At 69.7% G+C, this 20541-nt stretch carries 18 protein-coding genes and 1 riboswitch; of the genes, 17 read left to right on the top strand and 1 reads right to left on the bottom strand.

Annotation, left to right across the window (positions count from 1 at the left end; genetic code table 11):
- Positions 1 to 54 precede the first annotated feature (54 nt).
- From ACFVWD_RS07440 to ACFVWD_RS07370, 15 genes are all read left to right on the top strand, one after another.
- On the top strand, positions 55 to 984 hold the full coding sequence (locus ACFVWD_RS07440; RefSeq protein WP_389594387.1) for an ABC transporter permease: 930 nt from the start codon (positions 55 to 57) through the stop codon (positions 982 to 984).
- Positions 890 to 1750, top strand: a complete 861-nt coding sequence (locus ACFVWD_RS07435) for an ABC transporter ATP-binding protein (RefSeq protein ID WP_389594386.1) — start codon at positions 890 to 892, stop codon at positions 1748 to 1750. The genes ACFVWD_RS07440 and ACFVWD_RS07435 overlap by 95 nt, the downstream gene beginning before the upstream one ends.
- Positions 1751 to 2117: 367 nt before the next feature.
- Positions 2118 to 3020, top strand: a complete 903-nt coding sequence (hpnC, locus tag ACFVWD_RS07430) for a squalene synthase HpnC (RefSeq protein WP_389594385.1) — start codon at positions 2118 to 2120, stop codon at positions 3018 to 3020.
- On the top strand, positions 3017 to 3967 hold the full coding sequence (gene hpnD / locus ACFVWD_RS07425) for a presqualene diphosphate synthase HpnD (protein ID WP_389594384.1): 951 nt from the start codon (positions 3017 to 3019) through the stop codon (positions 3965 to 3967). The genes hpnC and hpnD overlap by 4 nt, the downstream gene beginning before the upstream one ends.
- Positions 3967 to 4107, top strand: a complete 141-nt coding sequence (locus ACFVWD_RS07420) for a DUF6380 family protein (RefSeq protein ID WP_389594383.1) — start codon at positions 3967 to 3969, stop codon at positions 4105 to 4107. Before hpnD ends, ACFVWD_RS07420 begins: the two co-directional genes overlap by 1 nt.
- Positions 4104 to 5522: a hydroxysqualene dehydroxylase HpnE gene (hpnE, locus tag ACFVWD_RS07415; RefSeq protein WP_389594382.1), complete on the top strand. Its 1419-nt coding sequence runs from the start codon at positions 4104 to 4106 to the stop codon at positions 5520 to 5522. The genes ACFVWD_RS07420 and hpnE overlap by 4 nt, the downstream gene beginning before the upstream one ends.
- Positions 5522 to 6649: a polyprenyl synthetase family protein gene (locus ACFVWD_RS07410; protein WP_079064752.1), complete on the top strand. Its 1128-nt coding sequence runs from the start codon at positions 5522 to 5524 to the stop codon at positions 6647 to 6649. Before hpnE ends, ACFVWD_RS07410 begins: the two co-directional genes overlap by 1 nt.
- A 151-nt stretch (positions 6650 to 6800) precedes the next feature.
- Positions 6801 to 8825 (top strand): squalene--hopene cyclase, encoded by a 2025-nt coding sequence (shc, locus tag ACFVWD_RS07405; RefSeq protein ID WP_389594381.1) that lies wholly within the window; start codon positions 6801 to 6803, stop codon positions 8823 to 8825.
- A complete protein-coding gene (locus tag ACFVWD_RS07400; protein ID WP_168513722.1) occupies positions 8825 to 9466 on the top strand; it encodes a 1-hydroxy-2-methyl-2-butenyl 4-diphosphate reductase in 642 nt (213 codons plus the stop codon). The genes shc and ACFVWD_RS07400 overlap by 1 nt, the downstream gene beginning before the upstream one ends.
- 5 nt (positions 9467 to 9471) lie before the next feature.
- Entirely contained in the window at positions 9472 to 10494 is a 1023-nt protein-coding gene (gene hpnH, locus ACFVWD_RS07395) for an adenosyl-hopene transferase HpnH (protein ID WP_099919495.1), read from the top strand.
- A 4-nt stretch (positions 10495 to 10498) separates the two neighbouring features.
- Positions 10499 to 11656, top strand: coding sequence for a flavodoxin-dependent (E)-4-hydroxy-3-methylbut-2-enyl-diphosphate synthase (gene ispG / locus ACFVWD_RS07390; RefSeq protein WP_054232726.1), 1158 nt, complete (start codon positions 10499 to 10501; stop codon positions 11654 to 11656).
- A 28-nt stretch (positions 11657 to 11684) separates the two neighbouring features.
- Positions 11685 to 13613: a 1-deoxy-D-xylulose-5-phosphate synthase gene (dxs, locus tag ACFVWD_RS07385; RefSeq protein ID WP_389594380.1), complete on the top strand. Its 1929-nt coding sequence runs from the start codon at positions 11685 to 11687 to the stop codon at positions 13611 to 13613.
- On the top strand, positions 13610 to 15010 hold the full coding sequence (locus ACFVWD_RS07380; RefSeq protein WP_389594379.1) for an aspartate aminotransferase family protein: 1401 nt from the start codon (positions 13610 to 13612) through the stop codon (positions 15008 to 15010). Before dxs ends, ACFVWD_RS07380 begins: the two co-directional genes overlap by 4 nt.
- A gap of 120 nt (positions 15011 to 15130) precedes the next feature.
- Positions 15131 to 15784, top strand: coding sequence for a helix-turn-helix domain-containing protein (locus ACFVWD_RS07375; RefSeq protein WP_389594378.1), 654 nt, complete (start codon positions 15131 to 15133; stop codon positions 15782 to 15784).
- A 68-nt stretch (positions 15785 to 15852) separates the two neighbouring features.
- Positions 15853 to 15969, top strand: a complete 117-nt coding sequence (locus ACFVWD_RS07370) for a DUF6126 family protein (RefSeq protein ID WP_101403940.1) — start codon at positions 15853 to 15855, stop codon at positions 15967 to 15969.
- Positions 15970 to 15992: 23 nt separating this feature from the next.
- Here the strand turns inward: ACFVWD_RS07370 and ACFVWD_RS07365 are convergent, their stop codons facing one another.
- Positions 15993 to 16790, bottom strand: coding sequence for a tyrosine-protein phosphatase (locus tag ACFVWD_RS07365; protein WP_389594377.1), 798 nt, complete (start codon positions 16788 to 16790; stop codon positions 15993 to 15995).
- Positions 16791 to 16972: 182 nt separating this feature from the next.
- Between ACFVWD_RS07365 and ACFVWD_RS07360 the strand changes: the two genes are divergently transcribed.
- Together ACFVWD_RS07360 and ACFVWD_RS07355 are read left to right on the top strand one after the other, a co-directional pair.
- Complete coding sequence (locus ACFVWD_RS07360; protein ID WP_389594376.1) at positions 16973 to 19042, top strand: alpha-galactosidase; 2070 nt, start codon at positions 16973 to 16975, stop codon at positions 19040 to 19042.
- 301 nt (positions 19043 to 19343) lie between these two features.
- Positions 19344 to 19500, top strand: a riboswitch (cyclic di-AMP (ydaO/yuaA leader).
- Positions 19501 to 19504: 4 nt separating this feature from the next.
- On the top strand, positions 19505 to 20503 hold the full coding sequence (locus tag ACFVWD_RS07355) for a peptidoglycan DD-metalloendopeptidase family protein (protein ID WP_389594375.1): 999 nt from the start codon (positions 19505 to 19507) through the stop codon (positions 20501 to 20503).
- Positions 20504 to 20541 lie beyond the last annotated feature (38 nt).

The following is a 20541-nucleotide window of genomic DNA, read 5'->3' as shown; positions in this document are numbered from 1 at the left end:
CCCAGCCCCTGCCCCACCAGGCCGTGCACATCATGAAGACGAAAGTTTCCATTTGTGAGTGAGACAACGCATGACGGAACTGTCGCGGTGAGCGACCGTCCGTCCCCCGATGACGGGCTCTCCGCGGCCGACCTGGCCGCCAAGTACGGGCTCGCGGTCAGCGGCGCCCGGCCCGGACTCGTCGAGTACGTGCGTCAGCTGTGGGGGCGGCGGCACTTCATCCTTGCCTTCTCGCAGGCGAAACTCACCGCGCAGTACAGCCAGGCCAAGCTCGGCCAGCTGTGGCAGGTGGCGACGCCGCTGCTGAACGCGGCCGTGTACTACTTCATCTTCGGCGTGATCCTCAAGGCCAGCCGGGGCATGTCGCACGACACCTACATCCCGTTCCTGGTGACCGGTGTCTTCGTCTTCACCTTCACGCAGAGCTCGATCATGGCGGGCGTCCGCGCGATCTCGGGCAACCTGGGGCTGGTGCGCGCGCTGCACTTCCCGCGCGCCTCGCTGCCCATCTCCTTCGCGCTCCAGCAGCTCCAGCAGCTGCTGTTCTCGATGATCGTGCTGTTCGTCGTGGTGATCGGTTTCGGCAGCGCGCCAGGTCTGTCCTGGCTGCTGATCGTCCCGGTGCTGGTGCTGCAGTTCCTCTTCAACACCGGCCTCGCGCTGATCGTGGCGCGCCTGGGCGCCAAGACGCCGGACCTCGCCCAGCTGATGCCGTTCATCCTGCGCACCTGGATGTACACCTCGGGCGTCATGTTCTCCATCAGCAACATGCTCGTCGGACGGCCCGAGTGGTTCATCCGCGCGCTCCAGGTGAACCCGGCCGCGATCTACATGGACCTGATGCGCTTCGCCCTCATCGACGGCTACGGCGCCTCCCACCTGCCGCCCCATGTGTGGGCCATCGCCACCTTCTGGGCCGTGGTCGTCGCCGCCGGCGGGTTCGTGTACTTCTGGAAGGCGGAAGAGAGGTACGGCCGTGGCTGAGCAGACATCCCACATCCCGACCGTCATCGCGGACGAGCTGCACATCGTCTACCGCGTGAACGGCGCCAAGACCGGCAAGGGCAGCGCCACCGCCGCTCTCAGCCGCATCATCAAGCGCGGCGAGGAGCGGGGCGTACGCAAGGTGCACGCCGTCAAGGGCGTCTCCTTCACGGCCTACCGCGGCGAGGCCATCGGCCTGATCGGCTCCAACGGCTCCGGCAAGTCCACGCTCCTGCGCGCCATCGCCGGTCTGCTGCCCGCCGAGAAGGGCAAGGTCTACACCGACGGCCAGCCCTCGCTGCTCGGCGTGAACGCGGCCCTGATGAACGACCTCACGGGCGAACGCAACGTCATATTGGGCGGGCTCGCGATGGGAATGTCCCGCGAGCAGATCAGGGAGCGCTACCAGGAGATCGTCGACTTCTCGGGCATCAACGAGAAGGGCGACTTCATCACCCTGCCGATGCGTACCTACTCCTCCGGCATGGCGGCGCGGCTGCGCTTCTCCATCGCGGCCGCCAAGGACCATGACGTCCTCATGATCGACGAGGCCCTCGCCACCGGAGACCGTTCCTTCCAGAGGCGCTCCGAGGAGCGGATCCGTGAGCTGCGCAAGAGCGCGGGCACGGTGTTTCTGGTCAGCCACAACAACAAGTCGATCCGCGACACCTGCGACCGCGTGCTCTGGCTGGAGCGCGGTGAGCTGCGGATGGACGGTCCGACCGAAGAGGTCCTCAAGGAGTACGAGAAGTTCACGGGCAAGTAGCCCGCAACGCCCGCAATACCCAGGGCCCCGCCGCAACGATTCGGCGGGGCCCTGCGTCTGCAAAGGAAACGCCAACTCCTGCTGGCCTTAGGAATCTTGACACCAATCGGTGTGTTGTTGTGATGTGCGGGACACCCCGACGAACCTCGCTGCGTTGTACAACGTAAGCTGTACCGGTGCTGAATCGCGGCAAGTGGGGCGATACTGCGCGACACCCGGCACCGGCGCGCCGCGCGGAGTCCCGGGCGGCGTGTCCGAAATGGGCACTATTGGGTCGGCAGTGTAGAACGGGAGATGTGACGGCAATGGCTACGGAAACTCTCCAGCTCCGCGACGCGTGTGCCGTCCCCGCGCCGGGCGGCGAGCGGTGACCCAAGCCGGTACGGCGCGCACTGGTGAGACGGAGCGCGGAACGCTCGACAAGGCCGCGGGCGAGAACTTCCCCGTGGCTCCCTTCTTCCTGCCCCAGGCCTGGCGCGACGACCTGATGGCCGTCTACGGCTTCGCCCGCCTCGTCGACGACATCGGTGACGGCGACCTCGCCCCGGGCGGCGCGGACGCCAGGCTGCTCGGCGTGTCGCCCGAAGAGGCCGAGGACCGTCTCGTACTCCTGGACGCCTTCGAGGCCGACCTGCGCCGCGTGTTCGATTCGACGCCGCGCCACCCGCTGCTGCGCCGCCTGCAGCCCACGGTCCGCCGCGCGGACCTCACCCCCGAACCCTTCCTCGGGCTGATCGCGGCAAACCGCCAGGACCAGCTGATCAAGCGGTACGAGACCTATGACGACCTCGTGGCCTACTGCGAGCTGTCCGCCAACCCCGTCGGCCGCCTGGTGCTGTCCGTCACCGGCACCTCCACGCCCGAGCGGATTCGCCGCTCGGACGCGGTGTGCACCGCGCTGCAGATCGTCGAGCACCTCCAGGACGTCGCCGAGGACCTCGGCCGCGACCGCATCTACCTGCCGGCCGAGGACATGAAGCGCTTCCATGTCCAGGAGGCGGATCTCGCCATGGCCACAGCAGGCGCCTCGGTGCGCGCGCTGGTTGCATACGAAGCAGAACGCGCGCTCCACCTCCTGAATGAAGGCACCCCCCTCGTGGGTAGCGTCCACGGCAGGTTGAAGCTGCTGCTCGCGGGGTTCGTGGCAGGGGGAAGGGCGGCGATCCGTGCGATCGCCGCCGCTGAATACGACGTACTTCCCGGCCCGCCCAAGCCCGGCAAGCTCCAGTTGCTGCGCGAGGTGGGAGTGACTCTGCGAGGAGAGGGGTGATCCGGACCGTGGAGTCGGAACAACACGTGTCCGCACCGGTACTCGCCGCTTACAGCTACTGCGAGGCAGTGACCGGTCAGCAGGCTCGTAATTTCGCCTATGGCATCAGACTTCTGCCGACGCCCAAGCGTCGTGCGATGTCGGCGCTCTACGCGTTCTCACGGCGTGTCGACGACATCGGCGACGGCGAGCTGGCACCGGATGTGAAGGCGGCGCGGCTCGAGGACACCCGGGCGCAGCTCGCCCGGGTCCGCGAGGGCCGGGTCGACGAGGACGACACCGACCCGGTCGCGGTCGCCCTCAGTCACACCGCCGCGTACTTCCCGGTGCCGCTGGGCGGCCTCGACGAACTCATCGACGGCGTCCTGATGGACGTACGCGGTGAGACGTACGAGACCTGGGACGACCTGAAGGTGTACTGCCGGTGCGTGGCCGGGGCGATCGGGCGGCTCTCGCTCGGCGTGTTCGGTACGGAACCGGGGGCGCGCGGCGCCGAGCGCGCGCCGGAGTATGCGGACACGCTCGGGCTCGCGCTCCAGCTCACCAACATCCTGCGGGACGTACGGGAGGACGCCGCGAGCGGGCGCACCTATCTGCCCGCCGACGACCTCGCGAAGTTCGGCTGCTCGGCCGGGTTCAACGGCCCGACCCCGCCCGAGGGCTCCGACTTCGCGGGCCTCGTCCACTTCGAGGTGCGACGGGCCCGCACCCTTTTCGCCGAGGGCTACCGGCTGCTGCCCATGCTCGACCGGCGCAGCGGCGCCTGTGTCGCGGCCATGGCCGGCATCTACCGGCGGCTCCTCGACCGCATCGAGCGCGAGCCGGAGGCCGTGCTGCGCGGCCGTGTCTCGCTGCCGGGGCGCGAGAAGGCGTACGTCGCCGTGCGCGGCCTCTCCGGTCTGGACGCCCGGCATGTCTCGCGGCGTACCGTCAGGAGGCGTACCTGATGGACAATATGGGCCAAGGTGATTCCAACGGCGAAAAGCGGCACGCAACCCTCCGGCACCGGGTGGCGTCCCTGACTGCGATGGCCTGCCGTGCACCGTTCAATCACCGCGGCACGGCCGCTGGGGAGGGTGCACGATGAGCGAGGACACGCAGCCCACGGGGACTTCGGGCCGCCCGGAAGGGGCGGCTGCCGCCGTCGTGGTCGGCGGCGGGCTGGCGGGAATCACCGCCGCGCTCGCGCTGGCCGACGCCGGGGTGCGTGTCACCCTGCTCGAAGGCCGGCCGCGGCTCGGCGGGCTCGCCTTCTCCTTCCAGCGCGGCGAACTCACCGTGGACAACGGACAGCACGTGTATCTGCGCTGCTGCACCGCCTACCGCTGGCTCCTCGACCGCATCGACGGGGCCTCGCTCGCGCCCCTGCAGGATCGTCTCGACGTGCCCGTTCTCGACGCCGAGGCGAAACCCGGGCGGCGGCTCGGCAGAATCGGCCGCAGCGCGCTGCCCGTACCTCTGCATCTCGCGCGCAGCCTGGCGACGTATCAGCATCTGTCGCTCGCCGAGCGCGCCAAGGTCGGCCGTGCCGCACTGGCGCTCAAAGCGCTCGATCTCGACGATCCGGCCCTCGACGACCAGAACTTCGGCCAATGGCTCGCCGAACACGGTCAGTCGAAGCGTGCCGTCGAGGCACTGTGGGACCTGGTGGGGGTCGCCACCCTCAACGCGGTGGCCGGCGACTCCTCGCTCGGGCTCGCCGCGATGGTGTTCAAGACCGGTCTGCTGTCCGACCCGGGCGCGGCTGACATCGGCTGGGCCCGCGTCCCGCTGGGCGAACTGCACGACACTCTGGCCCGCAAGGCGCTCGACTCCGCGGGCGTGCGTACCGAAGTCCGTACACGCGTCACCTCCATCTTCCATAACGAGAACGGGCGTTGGAGCGTTCAGGTTCCCGGCGAGACGCTCGACGCCGACACCGTCGTCCTCGCCGTACCCCAGCGCGAGGCCCACGATCTGCTGCCCGAGGGAGCGCTCGACGCCCCCGAACGGCTGCTGGAGATCGGCACCGCGCCGATCCTCAACGTCCATGTCGTCTACGACCGGAAGGTGCTCGCGCGACCGTTCTTCGCCGCCCTCGGCTCCCCGGTGCAGTGGGTCTTCGACCGCACCGACGCGTCCGGGCTGCGGGAAGGGCAGTACCTCGCCCTGTCGCAGTCGGCCGCCCAGGACGAGATCGACGAACCCGTCGCCGTCCTGCGTGAGCGCTATCTGCCGGAGCTGGAGCGGCTGCTGCCCGCCGCGCGCGGCGCGGAGGTGAAGGACTTCTTCGTGACCAGGGAGCGCACCGCGACGTTCGCCCCCACCCCAGGCGTCGGGCGGCTGCGGCCCGGCGTCCGCACCAGAGCCCCCGGCCTGTATCTGGCCGGCGCGTGGACCGCCACCGGGTGGCCCGCGACCATGGAGAGTGCGGTCCGCAGCGGTGTCGGTGCGGCGCGAGCCGCACTGGGCGCCCTGGGCCGGCCCCGCGACCACCTCCTCGCGTTCGAGGAGGCGGCCTGATGCTCGACGAGCGCGCGGCAGACCCCCGCACCCCCGGTACCGCAACAAGAGGAGAGACTGTGCCCACTGTGCCCCCGGCCGACAAGGCTGCCGACGCGGTGGACGTGACCGCGCTCCTGGAGCGCGGCCGGACCCTGGCCACACCGGTGCTGAAGGCGGCCGTCGACCGCCTGGCGTCGCCCATGGACACCGTCGCCGCCTATCACTTCGGCTGGATCGACGCCCAGGGCAACCCCGCGGACGGCGACGGCGGCAAGGCCGTGCGCCCCGCGCTGGCCGTGCTCTCCGCGCAGGCCGCCGGTGCCGCCCCCGAGGTCGGCGTGCCCGGCGCGGTCGCGGTCGAGCTGGTGCACAACTTCTCGCTGCTGCACGACGACCTGATGGACGGCGACGAACAGCGCCGCCACCGCGACACCGTCTGGAAGGTGCACGGCCCCGCCCAGGCGATCCTCGTCGGCGACGCCCTGTTCGCGCTGGCCAACGAGATCCTCCTCGAACTCGGCACCGTCGAGGCCGGCCGCGCCACCCGCCGGCTGACCAGCGCGACCCGCGCCCTCATCGACGGTCAGGCGCAGGACATCTCCTACGAGCACCGCGACCGCGTCAGCGTCGAGGAGTGCCTGGAGATGGAGGGCAACAAGACGGGCGCCCTGCTCGCCTGCGCCTGCTCCATCGGCGCGGTCCTCGGCGGCGCGGACGACCGTACCGCTGACACGCTGGAGAAGTACGGCTACCACCTCGGCCTGGCCTTCCAGGCCGTCGACGACCTCCTCGGCATCTGGGGCGACCCGGAGGCCACCGGCAAGCAGACCTGGAGCGATCTGCGCCAGCGCAAGAAGTCCCTGCCGGTCGTGGCCGCGCTCGCCGCGGGCGGGCCCGCCTCCGAGCGGCTCGGCGAACTGCTCGCCGAGGACGCCAAGGCCAGCGACTTCGAGAACTTCTCCGAGGAGGAGTTCGCCGTGCGCGCCGCGCTCATCGAGGAGGCGGGCGGCCGCGAGTGGACCGCCCAGGAGGCGCGCCGCCAGCACACCATCGCCATCGAAGCCCTGGACGCCGTGGAGATGCCCGACCAGGTGCGGGCCCAGCTCGTGGCGCTCGCCGACTTCGTCGTCGTACGGAAGAGATGATCACTATCGGTCGAATAAACCTCGCGTAGTCGCCGGCCGGTGCCTCCCCCAAGCTCTCAGCTCCGTTCGAGCAGGGTGGGACCCCCATGAGACAGGCGCACCGGCCGACGGCGGACCCAGCAGAGACGTACCACTGCACGAAGGGGAAGCCATGACAGCGACGACCGACGGAAGCACCGGGGCACTGCCGCCCCGCGCTGCCGCGGCCAGCGAAATCCACCCAGAGACGACTCCCGTGGCGGCCGGGGCAGTCGAGACCCGAGACGTCGCCACGCACGCCATACAGCGCGCCACCGATTTCCTGCTCTCACGGCAGGACGCGGAGGGCTGGTGGAAGGGCGACCTCGAGACGAACGTCACGATGGACGCCGAGGACCTGCTCCTCCGTCAGTTCCTGGGAATCCGCGACGAGACGACCACACGTGCCGCCGGACTGTTCATCCGCGGCGAGCAGCGTGAGGACGGCACCTGGGCCACCTTCTACGGCGGCCCAGGCGAACTCTCCGCCACCATCGAGGCGTACGTCGCCCTGCGGCTGGCCGGGGACGGCCCGGACGAGCCGCACATGGCGAGGGCGGCCGCCTGGATCCGCGAGCGGGGCGGCATCGCCTCGGCCCGCGTCTTCACCCGGATCTGGCTCGCCCTGTTCGGCTGGTGGAAGTGGGACGACCTGCCCGAACTCCCGCCGGAACTCATCTACTTCCCGAAGTGGATGCCGCTCAACATCTACGACTTCGGCTGCTGGGCGCGGCAGACGATCGTGCCGCTGACCATCGTCTCGGCGAAGCGCCCGGTGCGACCCGCGCCGTTCCCGCTCGACGAGCTGCACACCGACGCCCGCGACCCCAACCCGGTCGAACCCCTCGCCCCCGTGGCGAGTTGGGACGGGATCTTCCAGCGTCTCGACAAGGCCCTGCACCAGTACCGCAAGGTCGTCCCACGTCGGCTGCGCCGGGCCGCGATGAACACGGCGGCGCGCTGGATCATCGAACGGCAGGAGAACGACGGCTGCTGGGGCGGCATCCAGCCACCCGCGGTGTACTCGGTCATCGCGCTGCACCTGCTCGGCTACGACCTCCAACACCCCGTGATGCGTGAGGGGTTGGCGTCGCTCGACCGGTTCGCCGTGTGGCGCGAGGACGGGGCCCGGATGATCGAGGCCTGTCAGTCGCCGGTCTGGGACACCTGCCTCGCCACCATCGCGCTCGCCGACGCGGGCCTGCCCGCCGACCATCCGCAGCTGGTGAAGGCCGCGGACTGGATGCTCGGTGAGGAGATCGTGCGGCCCGGGGACTGGGCGGTGAAGCGGCCCCACCTTCCGCCCGGGGGTTGGGCCTTCGAATTCCACAACGACAACTACCCCGACATCGACGACACCGCCGAGGTCGCCCTCGCGCTGCGCCGCGTCCGCCACCACGACCCGGAACGCGTCGAGCACGCCATCGGGCGCGGGCTGCGCTGGAACCTCGGTATGCAGTCCAAGGACGGCGGCTGGGGCGCCTTCGACGTCGACAACACCAGCGCCTTCCCCAACCGGCTCCCGTTCTGCGACTTCGGGGAGGTCATCGACCCGCCGTCCGCCGACGTCACCGCCCATGTGGTGGAGATGCTCGCGGTCGAGGGGCTCTCGCACGACCCGCGCACCCGCCGGGGCATCGAGTGGCTGCTCGCCCACCAGGAGCCGGACGGCTCGTGGTTCGGCCGCTGGGGCGTCAACTACGTCTACGGAACGGGGTCGGTGCTCCCGGCGCTCGTGGCCGCCGGACTGCCCGCATCGCATCCGGCGATCCGCCGGGCCGTCGCCTGGCTGGAAACCGTCCAGAACGACGACGGCGGCTGGGGCGAGGACCTGCGCTCCTACCACGAGGTCGCCGAGTGGAGCGGACGCGGCGCCTCGACCGCCTCCCAGACCGGCTGGGCGCTGCTCGCCCTGCTGGCCGCGGGGGAGCGGGACGCCAAGGCGGTGGAACGCGGGATCGCCTGGCTCGCGGAGACCCAGCTGGCGGACGGCTCCTGGGACGAGCCGTACTTCACCGGCACCGGATTCCCGTGGGACTTCTCGATCAACTACCACCTCTACCGGCAGGTCTTCCCGCTCACCGCGCTCGGCCGCTATGTCCACGGCGAACCGAGCTTCGTTCATGGCGAGTCGCTCGCCGAGGTCAAGGGGGGTTGATGAGCACGAAGCCCGATCCGGCCCCGCTGCTGATCGCCTGCGCGCTCGGCATCGAGCACCTCGCCCTGCGCAGCGGCGACCGTACCGGGGCCGACGGGCCCGTCACCGTGCTGCGCACCGGCATGGGTCCCAAGGCAGCCGAACGCTCGCTCACCCGGGTCCTGGCCGACCCGGCGCTGAGTGAGGCCGCCGTCCTGGCCACGGGCTTCTGCGCGGGGCTCGCCCCGGGCATGCACCCCGGTGATCTGGTGGTCGCCGAGGAGACCCGGGACCCACGCGGCAGCACCCCGTGCGTGGGCACCGAACTGCTCGTCAAGGAACTCGTGCGCACCGTGCCCGGGCGCACCGTCCACACCGGGCCACTCACCGGCTCCGATCACGTCGTCCGAGGTCACGAGCGGTCGGAGCTGCTCGCGACCGGCGCGATCGCGGTCGACATGGAATCCGCGGCAACGCTCCACAGCGCCGTGCGCGCGGGCGTACGCCCGGTTGCGGCCGTACGGGTGGTCGTGGACGCTCCAGAACATGAACTCGTCCGAATCGGCACAGTACGCGGTGGAATATCAGCTTTCCGTGTTCTTCGTGCCGTCCTTCCCGCTTTCTTTGAATGGCACCGTTCTTTGTTGCTCCCCCGGAGGTGAGCCAGATGGCCATGCCGCTTCGGCAGTCCATGAAGGTCGCTGCGTACCTGTTTGAACAGAAGCTCAGGAAGCGGGACAAGTTCGCGCTGCTGGTCGAGTTGGAACCCCTCTTCGCCTGCAACCTCAAATGCGAGGGCTGCGGCAAGATCCAGCACCCGGCGGGGGTGCTCAAGCAGCGCATGCCCGTTGCCCAAGCCGTGGGAGCGGTCCTCGAATCCGGCGCGCCGATGGTCTCCATCGCCGGCGGCGAGCCGCTGATGCACCCGCAGATCGACGAGATCGTGCGGCAGTTGGTGGCCAAGAAGAAATTCGTCTTCCTGTGCACGAACGCGCTGTTGATGCGCAAGAAGATGGACAAGTTCAAGCCCTCGCCGTATTTCGCCTGGGCCGTGCACATCGACGGACTGCGCGAGCGGCACGACGAGTCGGTGGCCAAGGAGGGCACCTTCGACGAGGCGGTCGCGGCCATAAAGGAGGCCAAGCGGCGCGGCTTCCGGGTCACCACCAACTCGACCTTCTTCAACACCGACACCCCGCAGACCGTCATCGAGGTCCTCAACTTCCTCAACGACGACCTGAAGGTGGACGAGATGATGCTCTCGCCCGCCTACGCCTACGAGAAGGCACCCGACCAGGAGCACTTCCTCGGCGTCCAGCAGACCCGGGAGCTGTTCAAGAAGGCTTTCTCGGGCGGCAACCGCCGCCGCTGGCGGCTCAACCAGAGCCCGCTCTTCCTGGACTTCCTGGAAGGCAAGGTCGACTTCCCGTGCACCGCGTGGGCGATCCCCAGCTACTCGCTCTTCGGCTGGCAGCGGCCCTGCTACCTGATGAGCGACGGGTACGTGCAGACGTACAAGCAGCTCCTGGAGGAAACCGACTGGGACTCCTACGGGCGCGGCAAGGACGAGCGGTGCGCGAACTGCATGGCGCACTGCGGCTACGAGCCGACCGCCGTCCTCGCCACGATGGGCTCCCTCAAGGAGTCGCTGCGCGCCGCCCGCGAGACCTTCACGGAAAGCCGCGGGTGACGACATGACCGCCGTTTCCTTGGGCCTCCCCGAGGTGCCGGTCCGACCGATCGCCGAACGCCGTGTGTCGCGGCGGATCCAGGTCGGAGCGGTGGCGGTCGGGGGCGGAGCACCCGTTTCGGTGCAGTCGATGACGACGACGCGTACGTCGGACATCGGTGCCACCCTGCAGCAGATCGCGGAACTCACCGCGTCCGGCTGCCAGATCGTGCGCGTCGCCTGCCCCACGCAGGACGACGCGGACGCCCTCGCGACCATCGCCCGCAAGTCCCAGATCCCGGTGATCGCGGACATCCACTTCCAGCCCAAGTACGTGTTCGCGGCCATCGACGCGGGCTGTGCGGCGGTGCGGGTGAACCCGGGCAACATCAAGCAGTTCGACGACAAGGTCCGCGAGATCGCGCGGGCCGCCTCGGACGCCGGGACCCCGATCCGGATCGGGGTCAACGCCGGGTCGCTCGACCGGCGGCTGCTGCAGAAGTACGGCAAGGCGACGCCCGAGGCACTGGTCGAGTCGGCGTTGTGGGAGGCGTCTCTCTTCGAGGAGCACGGGTTCCGGGACATCAAGATCTCGGTGAAGCACAACGACCCGGTGGTGATGGTCAACGCCTACCGGCAGCTCGCCGCCCAGTGCGACTACCCGCTGCACCTCGGTGTGACGGAGGCCGGTCCGGCGTTCCAGGGCACGATCAAGTCCGCCGTCGCCTTCGGGGCGCTGCTCAGCGAGGGCATCGGGGACACCATCCGGGTCTCCCTGAGCGCCCCGCCCGCGGAGGAGGTCAAGGTCGGCCTGCAGATCCTGGAGTCGCTGAACCTGAAGCAGCGCCGCCTGGAGATCGTCTCGTGTCCGTCCTGCGGACGCGCCCAGGTCGATGTCTACAAGCTGGCCGACGAGGTCACGGCCGGTCTGGAGGGGATGGAGGTCCCGTTGCGCGTCGCGGTCATGGGCTGCGTCGTCAACGGCCCCGGCGAGGCGCGGGAGGCGGACCTGGGGGTCGCCTCCGGCAACGGCAAAGGGCAGATCTTCGTCAAGGGCGAGGTCATCAAGACCGTGCCCGAGTCGAAGATCGTCGAGACCCTCATCGAGGAAGCGATGAAGATCGCCGAGCAGATGGAGAAGGACGGCGTCGCCTCCGGCGAACCCGCCGTCACCGTGAGCTGATCAGCACGGACCGAGAGGGGGCCCGAGCGTGACGATTCTGGAGAGCATCCGGGGACCACGCGACCTGAAGGCGCTGTCCGAGGCGGACGTCGGTGAACTGGCGGATGAGATCAGGGAGTTCCTGGTGCACGCGGTCGCCAGGACCGGCGGTCACCTCGGACCCAATCTGGGGGTGGTGGAACTGTCCATCGCGCTCCACCGGGTCTTCGAGTCACCCGTCGACCGCATCCTGTGGGACACCGGCCACCAGAGCTACGTACACAAGCTGCTGACGGGACGCCAGGACTTCTCCAAGCTGCGCGGCAAGGGTGGCCTGTCCGGCTATCCCTCGCGGGAGGAGTCCGAGCACGACATCATCGAGAACAGCCACGCCTCCACGGCGCTCGGCTGGGCGGACGGGCTCGCCAAGGCCCGCCAGGTGCAGGGCGAGAAGGGACATGTCGTCGCGGTCATCGGCGACGGCGCGCTGACCGGCGGCATGGCGTGGGAGGCGCTGAACAACATCGCCGCAGCCAAGGACCGCCCGCTGATCATCGTCGTCAACGACAACGAACGCTCATACGCGCCGACCATAGGTGGCCTCGCCAACCACCTCGCGACCCTGCGGACGACCGACAGTTACGAGAAGGTCCTCGCCTGGGGCAAGGACGTACTGCTGCGCACCCCCGTCGTCGGACACACCCTCTACGAGTCGCTGCACGGTGCGAAGAAGGGGTTCAAGGACGCCTTCGCGCCGCAGGGCATGTTCGAGGACCTGGGGCTCAAGTACGTCGGGCCGATCGACGGGCACGATGTCGGGGCCGTGGAGTCCGCGCTGCGCCGCGCGAAACGTTTCCACGGACCGGTGCTGGTGCACTGCCTGACCGAGAAGGGGCGCGGTTACGAGCCCGCGCTCGCGCACGAGGAGGACCACTTCCACACGGTCGGTGTGATGGACCCGCTGACGTGCGAGCCGCTCGCGCCCTCGGGCGGCCCGTCCTGGACCTCGGTGTTCGGGGACGAGATCCTCCGGATCGGCGAGGAGCGGGACGACGTCGTGGCGATCACGGCGGCCATGCTGCACCCGGTGGGGCTCGGGAAGTTCGCCGAGCGGTTCCCCGACCGGGTGTGGGACGTAGGGATCGCCGAACAGCACGCCACGGTGTCGGCGGCCGGGCTCGCCACCGGCGGTCTCCACCCGGTCGTCGCCGTCTACGCGACCTTCCTCAACCGGGCCTTCGACCAGCTCCTCATGGACGTCGCGCTGCACCGCTGCGGAGTGACCTTCGTGCTGGACCGGGCGGGGGTCACCGGCGTCGACGGGGCCTCGCACAACGGCATGTGGGACATGTCGATCCTGCAGGTCGTGCCGGGCCTGAGGATCGCCGCGCCGCGCGACGCCGACCAGCTGCGGGCCCAGCTGCGGGAGGCGGTCGCCGTCGACGACGCGCCGACGCTGATCCGCTTCCCGAAGGAGTCGGTGGGCCCCGCGATCCCGGCGGTCGACCACCTGGGCGGACTCGACGTCCTGTACCGCTCCGACGACACCCCGCAGGTCCTCCTGGTCGCCGTCGGCGTGATGGCGCCGGTCTGCCTCCAGGCGGCCGACCTGCTGGAGGCCCGTGGCGTCGGGTGCACGGTCGTCGATCCGCGCTGGGTCAAGCCCGTCGACCCGGCGCTGCCCGGCCTCGCCGCCGAGCACCGGCTCGTCGCGGTCGTCGAGGACAACAGCCGGGCGTCCGGCGTCGGCGCCGCGGTCGCGCTGGCGCTCGGGGACGCCGAGGTCGACGTGCCCGTACGGCGCTTCGGCATCCCGGAGCAGTTCCTCGCGCACGCCAAGCGCGGGGAGGTGCTGGCCGACATAGGTCTCACGCCCGTCGAGATCGCCGGGCGGATCAGCGCCGGTCTGGCCGTCAAGGACGCGCTGTCGAAGGACGCGCCGTCCGAGGAAGAGTTGTCCAAGGAGAAACAGGAATGAACGACCCTGCGGAGAAGGGGGAGTTCGACCTCGGCGCGCTCCTCGCCGAGCGCGGAGCCGAGCGCTACGAGCTGCACACCAAGTACCTGAACCACCAGCTCCCGCGCATGCTGCACACCATCGGCTTCGACAAGGTGTACGAGCGGGCCGAGGGCGCGCACTTCTGGGACGCGGACGGCAACGACTACCTGGACATGCTCGCCGGGTTCGGGGTGATGGGTCTGGGCCGCCACCACCCCGTCGTACGCAAGGCGCTGCACGACGTCCTGGACGCCTCGCTCGCCGACCTCACCCGCTTCGACTGCCAGCCGCTGCCCGGGCTCCTCGCCGAGAGGCTGCTCGCCCACAGTCCCCACCTGGACCGGGTGTTCTTCGGCAACAGTGGTACGGAGGCGGTGGAGACCGCGCTCAAGTTCGCCCGGTACGCCACCGGGAGGCCGAGGATCCTCTACTGCTCCCACGCCTTCCACGGGCTGACCACCGGCTCGCTGTCCGTCAACGGCGAGGACGGCTTCCGCGACGGCTTCGCCCCGCTGCTGCCCGACACCGCCGTTCCGCTCGGTGACCTGGACGCTCTGGCCCGGGAGCTGAAGAAGGGCGATGTCGCCGGGCTGATCGTCGAGCCCATCCAGGGCAAGGGTGTGCACGAGGCCCCGGCCGGGTATCTGCGTGCCGCGCAGGAACTGCTGCACCGGCACAAGGCGCTGCTCATCGCGGACGAGGTGCAGACGGGCCTCGGGCGGACCGGGGACTTCTACGCCTACCAGCACGAGGAGGGCGTCGAACCGGACCTGGTGTGCGTGGCGAAGGCGCTGTCCGGCGGCTATGTGCCGGTCGGTGCGACGCTCGGCAAGGACTGGATCTTCAAGAAGGTCTACTCGTCCATGGACCGGGTCCTCGTCCACTCGGCGAGCTTCGGCTCGAACGCTCAGGCCATGGCGGCGGGCCTCGCCGTGCTCTCCGTGATGGAGAACGAACAGACCGTCGCGAACGCCCGGGCCACGGGAGAACGGCTCAAGTCCCGGCTCGCGGCGCTCATCGACAAGTACGAGCTGCTGAGCGATGTACGCGGCCGGGGTCTGATGATCGGCATCGAGTTCGGCCGGCCCAAGTCGCTCAAGCTGCGCAGTCGTTGGACCATGCTCCAGGCCGCGCGCAAGGGTCTGTTCGCGCAGATGGTCGTCGTCCCGCTGCTCCAGCGGCACCGCATCCTCACCCAGGTCTCCGGCGACCACCTGGAGGTGATCAAGCTGATCCCGCCGCTGATCATCGGCGAACGGGACGTGGACCGGTTCGTGGAGGCCTTCACCGCCGTGATGGACGACGCGCACAGCGGCGGCGGTCTGATGTGGGACTTCGGAAAAACCCTGGTCAGGCAGGCGGTCGCCAACCGCTAGCCTGCGGCACGAAGGGGTGGGGCGGGCTCGCACCACGGGCCCGCCCTCACCGGGGCGGATGGTTTTGCCTCTCAGGCAAAAGATTTGCCTGAGAGGCAAGGGTGCGGCTCAATAGAGGACATGAGCCCTGTCGAGTCGGGGGCGGCCGCCACACCGCCGGAGTCCGCAGCAGCCGAGGCGCTGCCCGTCGTCGCACCGCAACTGCGTGCACTGCGTCGCCGAGCCTCGCTGACCCTGGAGGCCGCGGCCGGTGCCGCCGGCCTTTCGGCCGCCCACCTCTCCCGACTGGAGACCGGGCAGCGCCAGCCCTCGCTGCCGATGCTGCTCGCACTCGCTCGTATCTACGGTACGACGGTCTCCGAACTGCTGGGCGAGACGGTCGCCGAACGGGACGCGATCGTCCGGGCCGCCGACATGGAGCCGACGAAGGCAGGCGGCTGGACCTACTGGCAGGCCGGTGCCCCGGGCCGCGGAATGCAGGCCCTGCGGGTGCACGTCCCCTACGGCTCGCAGGGCGACATCGTGCGCGTCCACCCCGGCGAGGAGTGGCTCTACGTCCTCCAGGGGCGGCTGCGGCTGCGCCTCGGGGACACCGCCCAGGTGCTCGCGCCCGGGGACAGCGCGCACTTCGACTCGCTGACCCCGCACCGTATCGCGGCCGCCGATCAGTCGGGGGCCGAACTCCTCTTCGTACACACCCTGCTGCAGAGCCCCACCGCCGCGCTGTGCCTCGGCCCGGCGGCAGGGCACCCGACCATGGGAGAGCTGTCATGACGGAATCCACGGAATACACGCAACCCACGGAGCCCACGGAATCGGCCGCCCCCGTCACTGGGCGGCGCATGGTCGAGAAGTTCCCCCGCGCCCTGTGGGTACGCCTCATCATCTACATCGCCGTCGGCCACCTCTTCGCGGCCTTCATCTATCTGCTGTTCGAGCTGGGCGGGCAGAACCAGTAGCCCAGGGCTCAGTCCCTCGGGGTTCAGTCCAGCAGGCGCTCGCGCAGCCGCTCCCGCTGCTCGGGCGTGACCCCCAGCCCCCGCTCCAGGTAGACGTCGATGCCGCCCCAGGTCTCCTCGATCGTCTCGAAGGCCGCGGTCAGATACTCGGCGCGGGCGTCGAACAGAGGGCTGAGCAGCTCCATGACCTCGGGGGAGCGGGCCGATTCCGAGGAGCCGTTGCGGCGCACCTTGTAGCGACGGTGCGTCGCGTTCGACTCCAGGTAGTCGGCCACGATCGCTTCGCGTTCGACGTCGAGGGCGAGGAGTGTCACGGCTATGGAGAGGCCCGCGCGGTCCTTGCCCGCCGCGCAGTGCATCAGCGCGGGCACGCTGTCCTCGGCCAGCGCGTGCAGCACGTGCGAGTGCTCGGCCGTGCGGTTCCTGACGATCGTGCGGTAGGAATTGATCATCCGGTTCGCAGCCTTGCCGTCGCCGAGGTGTCCGCGCAACTGGTCGACGTCGCCGTCGCGGACCATCTTCCAGAACTCGCCGCCGTCGGCAGGGTCGGTGAGCGGAAGGTTCACGTTCCGTACACCCGGCAGCTCGACGTCCGGCCCCTCCAGCTTCTGGTCCGCGGCATTGCGGAAGTCGAAGATCGTGTGCAGCCCGAGGGAGGAGAGGAAGGCGGCGTCCTCCTCCGTGGCGTGCGCGAGATGACCACTGCGGAACAGCCGTCCGTAGCGCACCCGCCGGCCGTCCACGGTGGGCAGGCCGCCCACGTCTCGGAAGTTGCGCACTCCGGCCAGCTCCGGCTCGGTCGACGGGACCTGCTGCGTCACGGGGGCTCCTCCCATTGGACCGCCGGCGCTGCTCGGCGACGCTCGCCGACGGGATTCGCGCTTTCGACGATACGACATGGGTTCCTCAGGCAATGAAGTTGTCCACAGCCGTTGCCTCCCGGGTGAGACGCCGTTGATGATGTTGGTGATTGAGCGCGGCTGTTCGAATCTGTGAGGGTTTGATGATCGAAATCGGCGAAGATGGTCGTACGTGGCTTCTTTCGGGTCCGACCAGCAGCTACGCGCTGCGGCTGACCGACCTCGACGAACTGCTCCACCTCCACTGGGGGCCACGGATCACCCTCGCCGACGCCGAGTCGCTGGCCACCCTGCCCGGCCCGCCGTACCGGCCCTTCGAGTCCCGGCTCGACGGGCGCGAGGAGTATCCCGTCGAGGGCGGCCCCCGCTTCGTACGTCCGGCGCTGTCCGTACGGACGCAGGAGCGGCGCGGCACCGAATGGCGTTTCGAGGCCCACGAGGCCGACGGTGACGAACTGCGGCTGCGCTTCGCGGACGACGGGCTCGGCATCACCCTGCACTACCGGATGCGCGGCGACGTCGTCGAGCGCTGGGTGACCCTGGCCAACGAAGGGCCCTGCCTGGAGCTGCTGCGCGCGGACTCCGCGACCTGGACGCTGCCGGAGCGCGACGGCTGGCGGCTCTCCCAGCTGCACGGGCGGTGGGCGGCCGAGTCCCGGCTCGCGCGCTCCCCCCTCACCTACGGTGAGAAGGTCATCGGCAGCCGCCGCGGGCACACCGGGCACCAGCACCTGCCGTGGGTCGCGCTGGACAGCGGGGCGAGTGAGGAGAGCGGCGAGGTCTACGGGTGCGCGCTCGGCTGGTCGGGCTCGTGGCGGATCTGCGTGGCCCAACTCCCCGACGCGCGCGTGCAGATCTCCGGCGGCGCGGGGTACGACGACTCCGGACTGTTGCGTCTGGAGGCGGGGGAGTCGTTCACCACCCCCGTCTTCGCGGGGCTGTGGAGCGACGGCGGCTTCGGCGCGGCGAGCCGGACGTGGCACGCGTACCAGCGCACGTACGTGATCCCGGACGCGGACCAGGACCGGCCGGTGCTCTTCAACTCCTGGGAGGCCACCCACTTCGACATCTCCGAGGAGCGGCAGCGGGAGCTGGCCCGGCGGGCCGCGGCGATGGGCGTCGAACTGTTCGTCGTCGACGACGGCTGGTTCGGGGCACGGACGAGCGACCGCGCCGGGCTCGGCGACTGGGCCCCCAACCCGGACCGCTTCCCGCAGGGACTGAAACCGCTCGCCGACGATGTGCACGCGCTCGGCATGCAGTTCGGGATCTGGGTCGAGCCGGAGATGGTCAATCCTGACAGCGAGCTGTACCGCGCGCACCCCGACTGGGTGCAGTTCCAACCGGGGCGGACCAGGACGGAGTTCCGCAACCAGCTCGTACTCAACCTCGCCCGCCCGGACGTCCAGGAGTACCTCTGGGAGCAGCTCGACAGTCTGCTCTCGAGCGCCCCGATCGACTATGTGAAGTGGGACTTCAACCGCTGCTTCACGGACGCCGGTTGGCCCGGTGAGCCGTACCCGCAGAAGCTGTGGGTCGAGCACGTGGAGGCCCTGTACGGACTCCTGGACCGGCTGCGCGCCGAGCACCCCGGGGTCGCCTTCGAGTCCTGCTCGGGCGGTGGCGGCCGGATCGACCTCGGTGTCATGGCGCGTACGGACCAGGTGTGGACCTCCGACAACACCGACCCGCTCGACCGGCTCGCCATCCAGCACGGCTTCAGCCAGATCCACCCGGCCCGGATCATGGCCGCCTGGGTCACGGACAGTCCGAACGCGCAGCTCAACGGGCGGATCAGCTCGCTGCGCTTCCGGTTCGTGAGCGCCATGGCCGGGGTCCTCGGGGTCGGCGGTGACCTGGCCGACTGGAGCGAGGCGGAGCTCGCCGAGGCGCGTGAGTGGGTGGACCTCTACAAGGAGATCAGGCCGGTCGTGCAGCGCGGAGACCTCTACCGGCTGCGGCCTCCGGAGGGCGGGCTGAGCGCGGTGCAGTACGTCCACGGCGACGAGACCGTCGTCCTCGCCCTGCTCCAGGCCCAGCATCACGGCGAGCCGGTCGCCCCGCTCCGGCTGCGCGGGCTGGATCCGAGCGCCGCGTACGAATGCCGCGAAACGGGCGAAGTGCACCGGGGTGCGGTGCTGTTGCATCACGGGTTGCGGACGGGGCTGCGCGGGGACTTCGATGCGGCAGTTATCCGACTGCGTCGCATGTGAGTGTTCTGTCCGTATTAATGCCTTCATTCCAACTGGCCCTGGAATAAAGGACCGTGGTGTGAGGTGCGTGAGCAGCGTCATATTCGTGACGATGCGTTGCGGTCCCGCTTTCTCAATCCGCCTGAATTTCCGGGCGGATTGAGGGGTGGGGGAGATCATTGTCCACGGAGGGTGACCGGAATTCCGGCATGGATCAAGAGAGGCACGCGCACAGAAAAGCCACATGGTTGGCGATGCGCACCCATCTCGCTTACGTTCGCCCTCAATCCGGACGGACGCCCAATCCTGCCGCCGCCCGGTATCCGCACACCCACCGGTATCCGGCAGGAGCGGGGGACCCACAGGTACCACGCCTGTTCCGGTCTCCGGAACGGCTAGGGGTATAGCCGCGCAGCCGCGTGGCCGGGCATCTCCAGCCCGCACCCGACAGCTCACCTCGCAGGCGCCGGAGAGGAATTCTTCATGCCTGCGAAGGGTAAGCACCGCCGCCCCAAGTCCCAGCGTTTCTCCCGCTCGATCGCCGTGGCCGGAACCGGTGGCGCCGCGCTCGCGCTGCCGCTGATGGGGGCCGCCGGTGCCCATGCCGTGACGCCGACAGCTGCGGTTTCGTCCGCTCCGGAAAAGACCGCGACGATTTCCAGCGCGACGGTTTCCAAAAAGTCCGCGAGGGTTTCGGAAACGACCGCAACGGCTTCCATGGCTTCGACGAAGACCTATTCGGTGAAGGCCGGCGACTGGCTCGCCAAGATCGCCGAGCGGCAGCACCTCAGCGGCGGCTGGCAGAAGCTCTACTCCGACAACCGCCAGGCCATCGGCGGCGACCCCTCGCTGATCCACCCCGGCCTGAAGCTCACGATCGGTGAGAAGGCGGCGTCGACCGACGACACCAAGCCGTCGACCAAGCCGTCGGTCAAGTCGTCCACGCAGCCGTCGGTCAAGTCCTCCACGCAGCCGTCCGCCAAGACGGCCACGCGGTCGTCGGCCACCGAGTCGTCCAGCGCGGCGGACGCGCCCAAGACCCAGGCCGCGGCCACCCAGGCCACCGGCAATACCGGTTACACCCTGCCGGTCGAGGGCGCCACCATCGGCACCGGCTACAAGGTCGCGGGCAGCATGTGGTCCAGCGGCTACCACACCGGTGTGGACTTCGTGGTCCCGACCGGCACCACCATCAAGGCCGTCGCCGCCGGTACCGTCGTCTCGGCCGGCTGGGGCGGCGCGTACGGCAACCAGGTCGTCATCCAGCACGCCGACGGCCGGTACTCGCAGTACGCCCACATGTCCGCCCTGTCGGTCTCGGCGGGCCAGACCGTGACCGAGGGCCAGCAGATCGGCCTCTCCGGCGCGACCGGCAACGTCACCGGTCCGCATCTGCACTTCGAGATCCGCACCACCCCGAACTACGGCTCGGACGTGGACCCGGTCGCGTACCTGCGCTCGCATGGTGTCGCCGTCGGCTGACGCCCGCCGCGCCTTTCACGACCTTCGAGGGCCGGACC

It is taken from the genome of Streptomyces sp. NPDC058086 (assembly GCF_042885015.1).
Lineage (GTDB): Bacteria > Actinomycetota > Actinomycetes > Streptomycetales > Streptomycetaceae > Streptomyces.
Note: the sequence above shows the minus strand (reverse complement) of the source record. Positions and strands in the feature narration are given on the sequence as shown.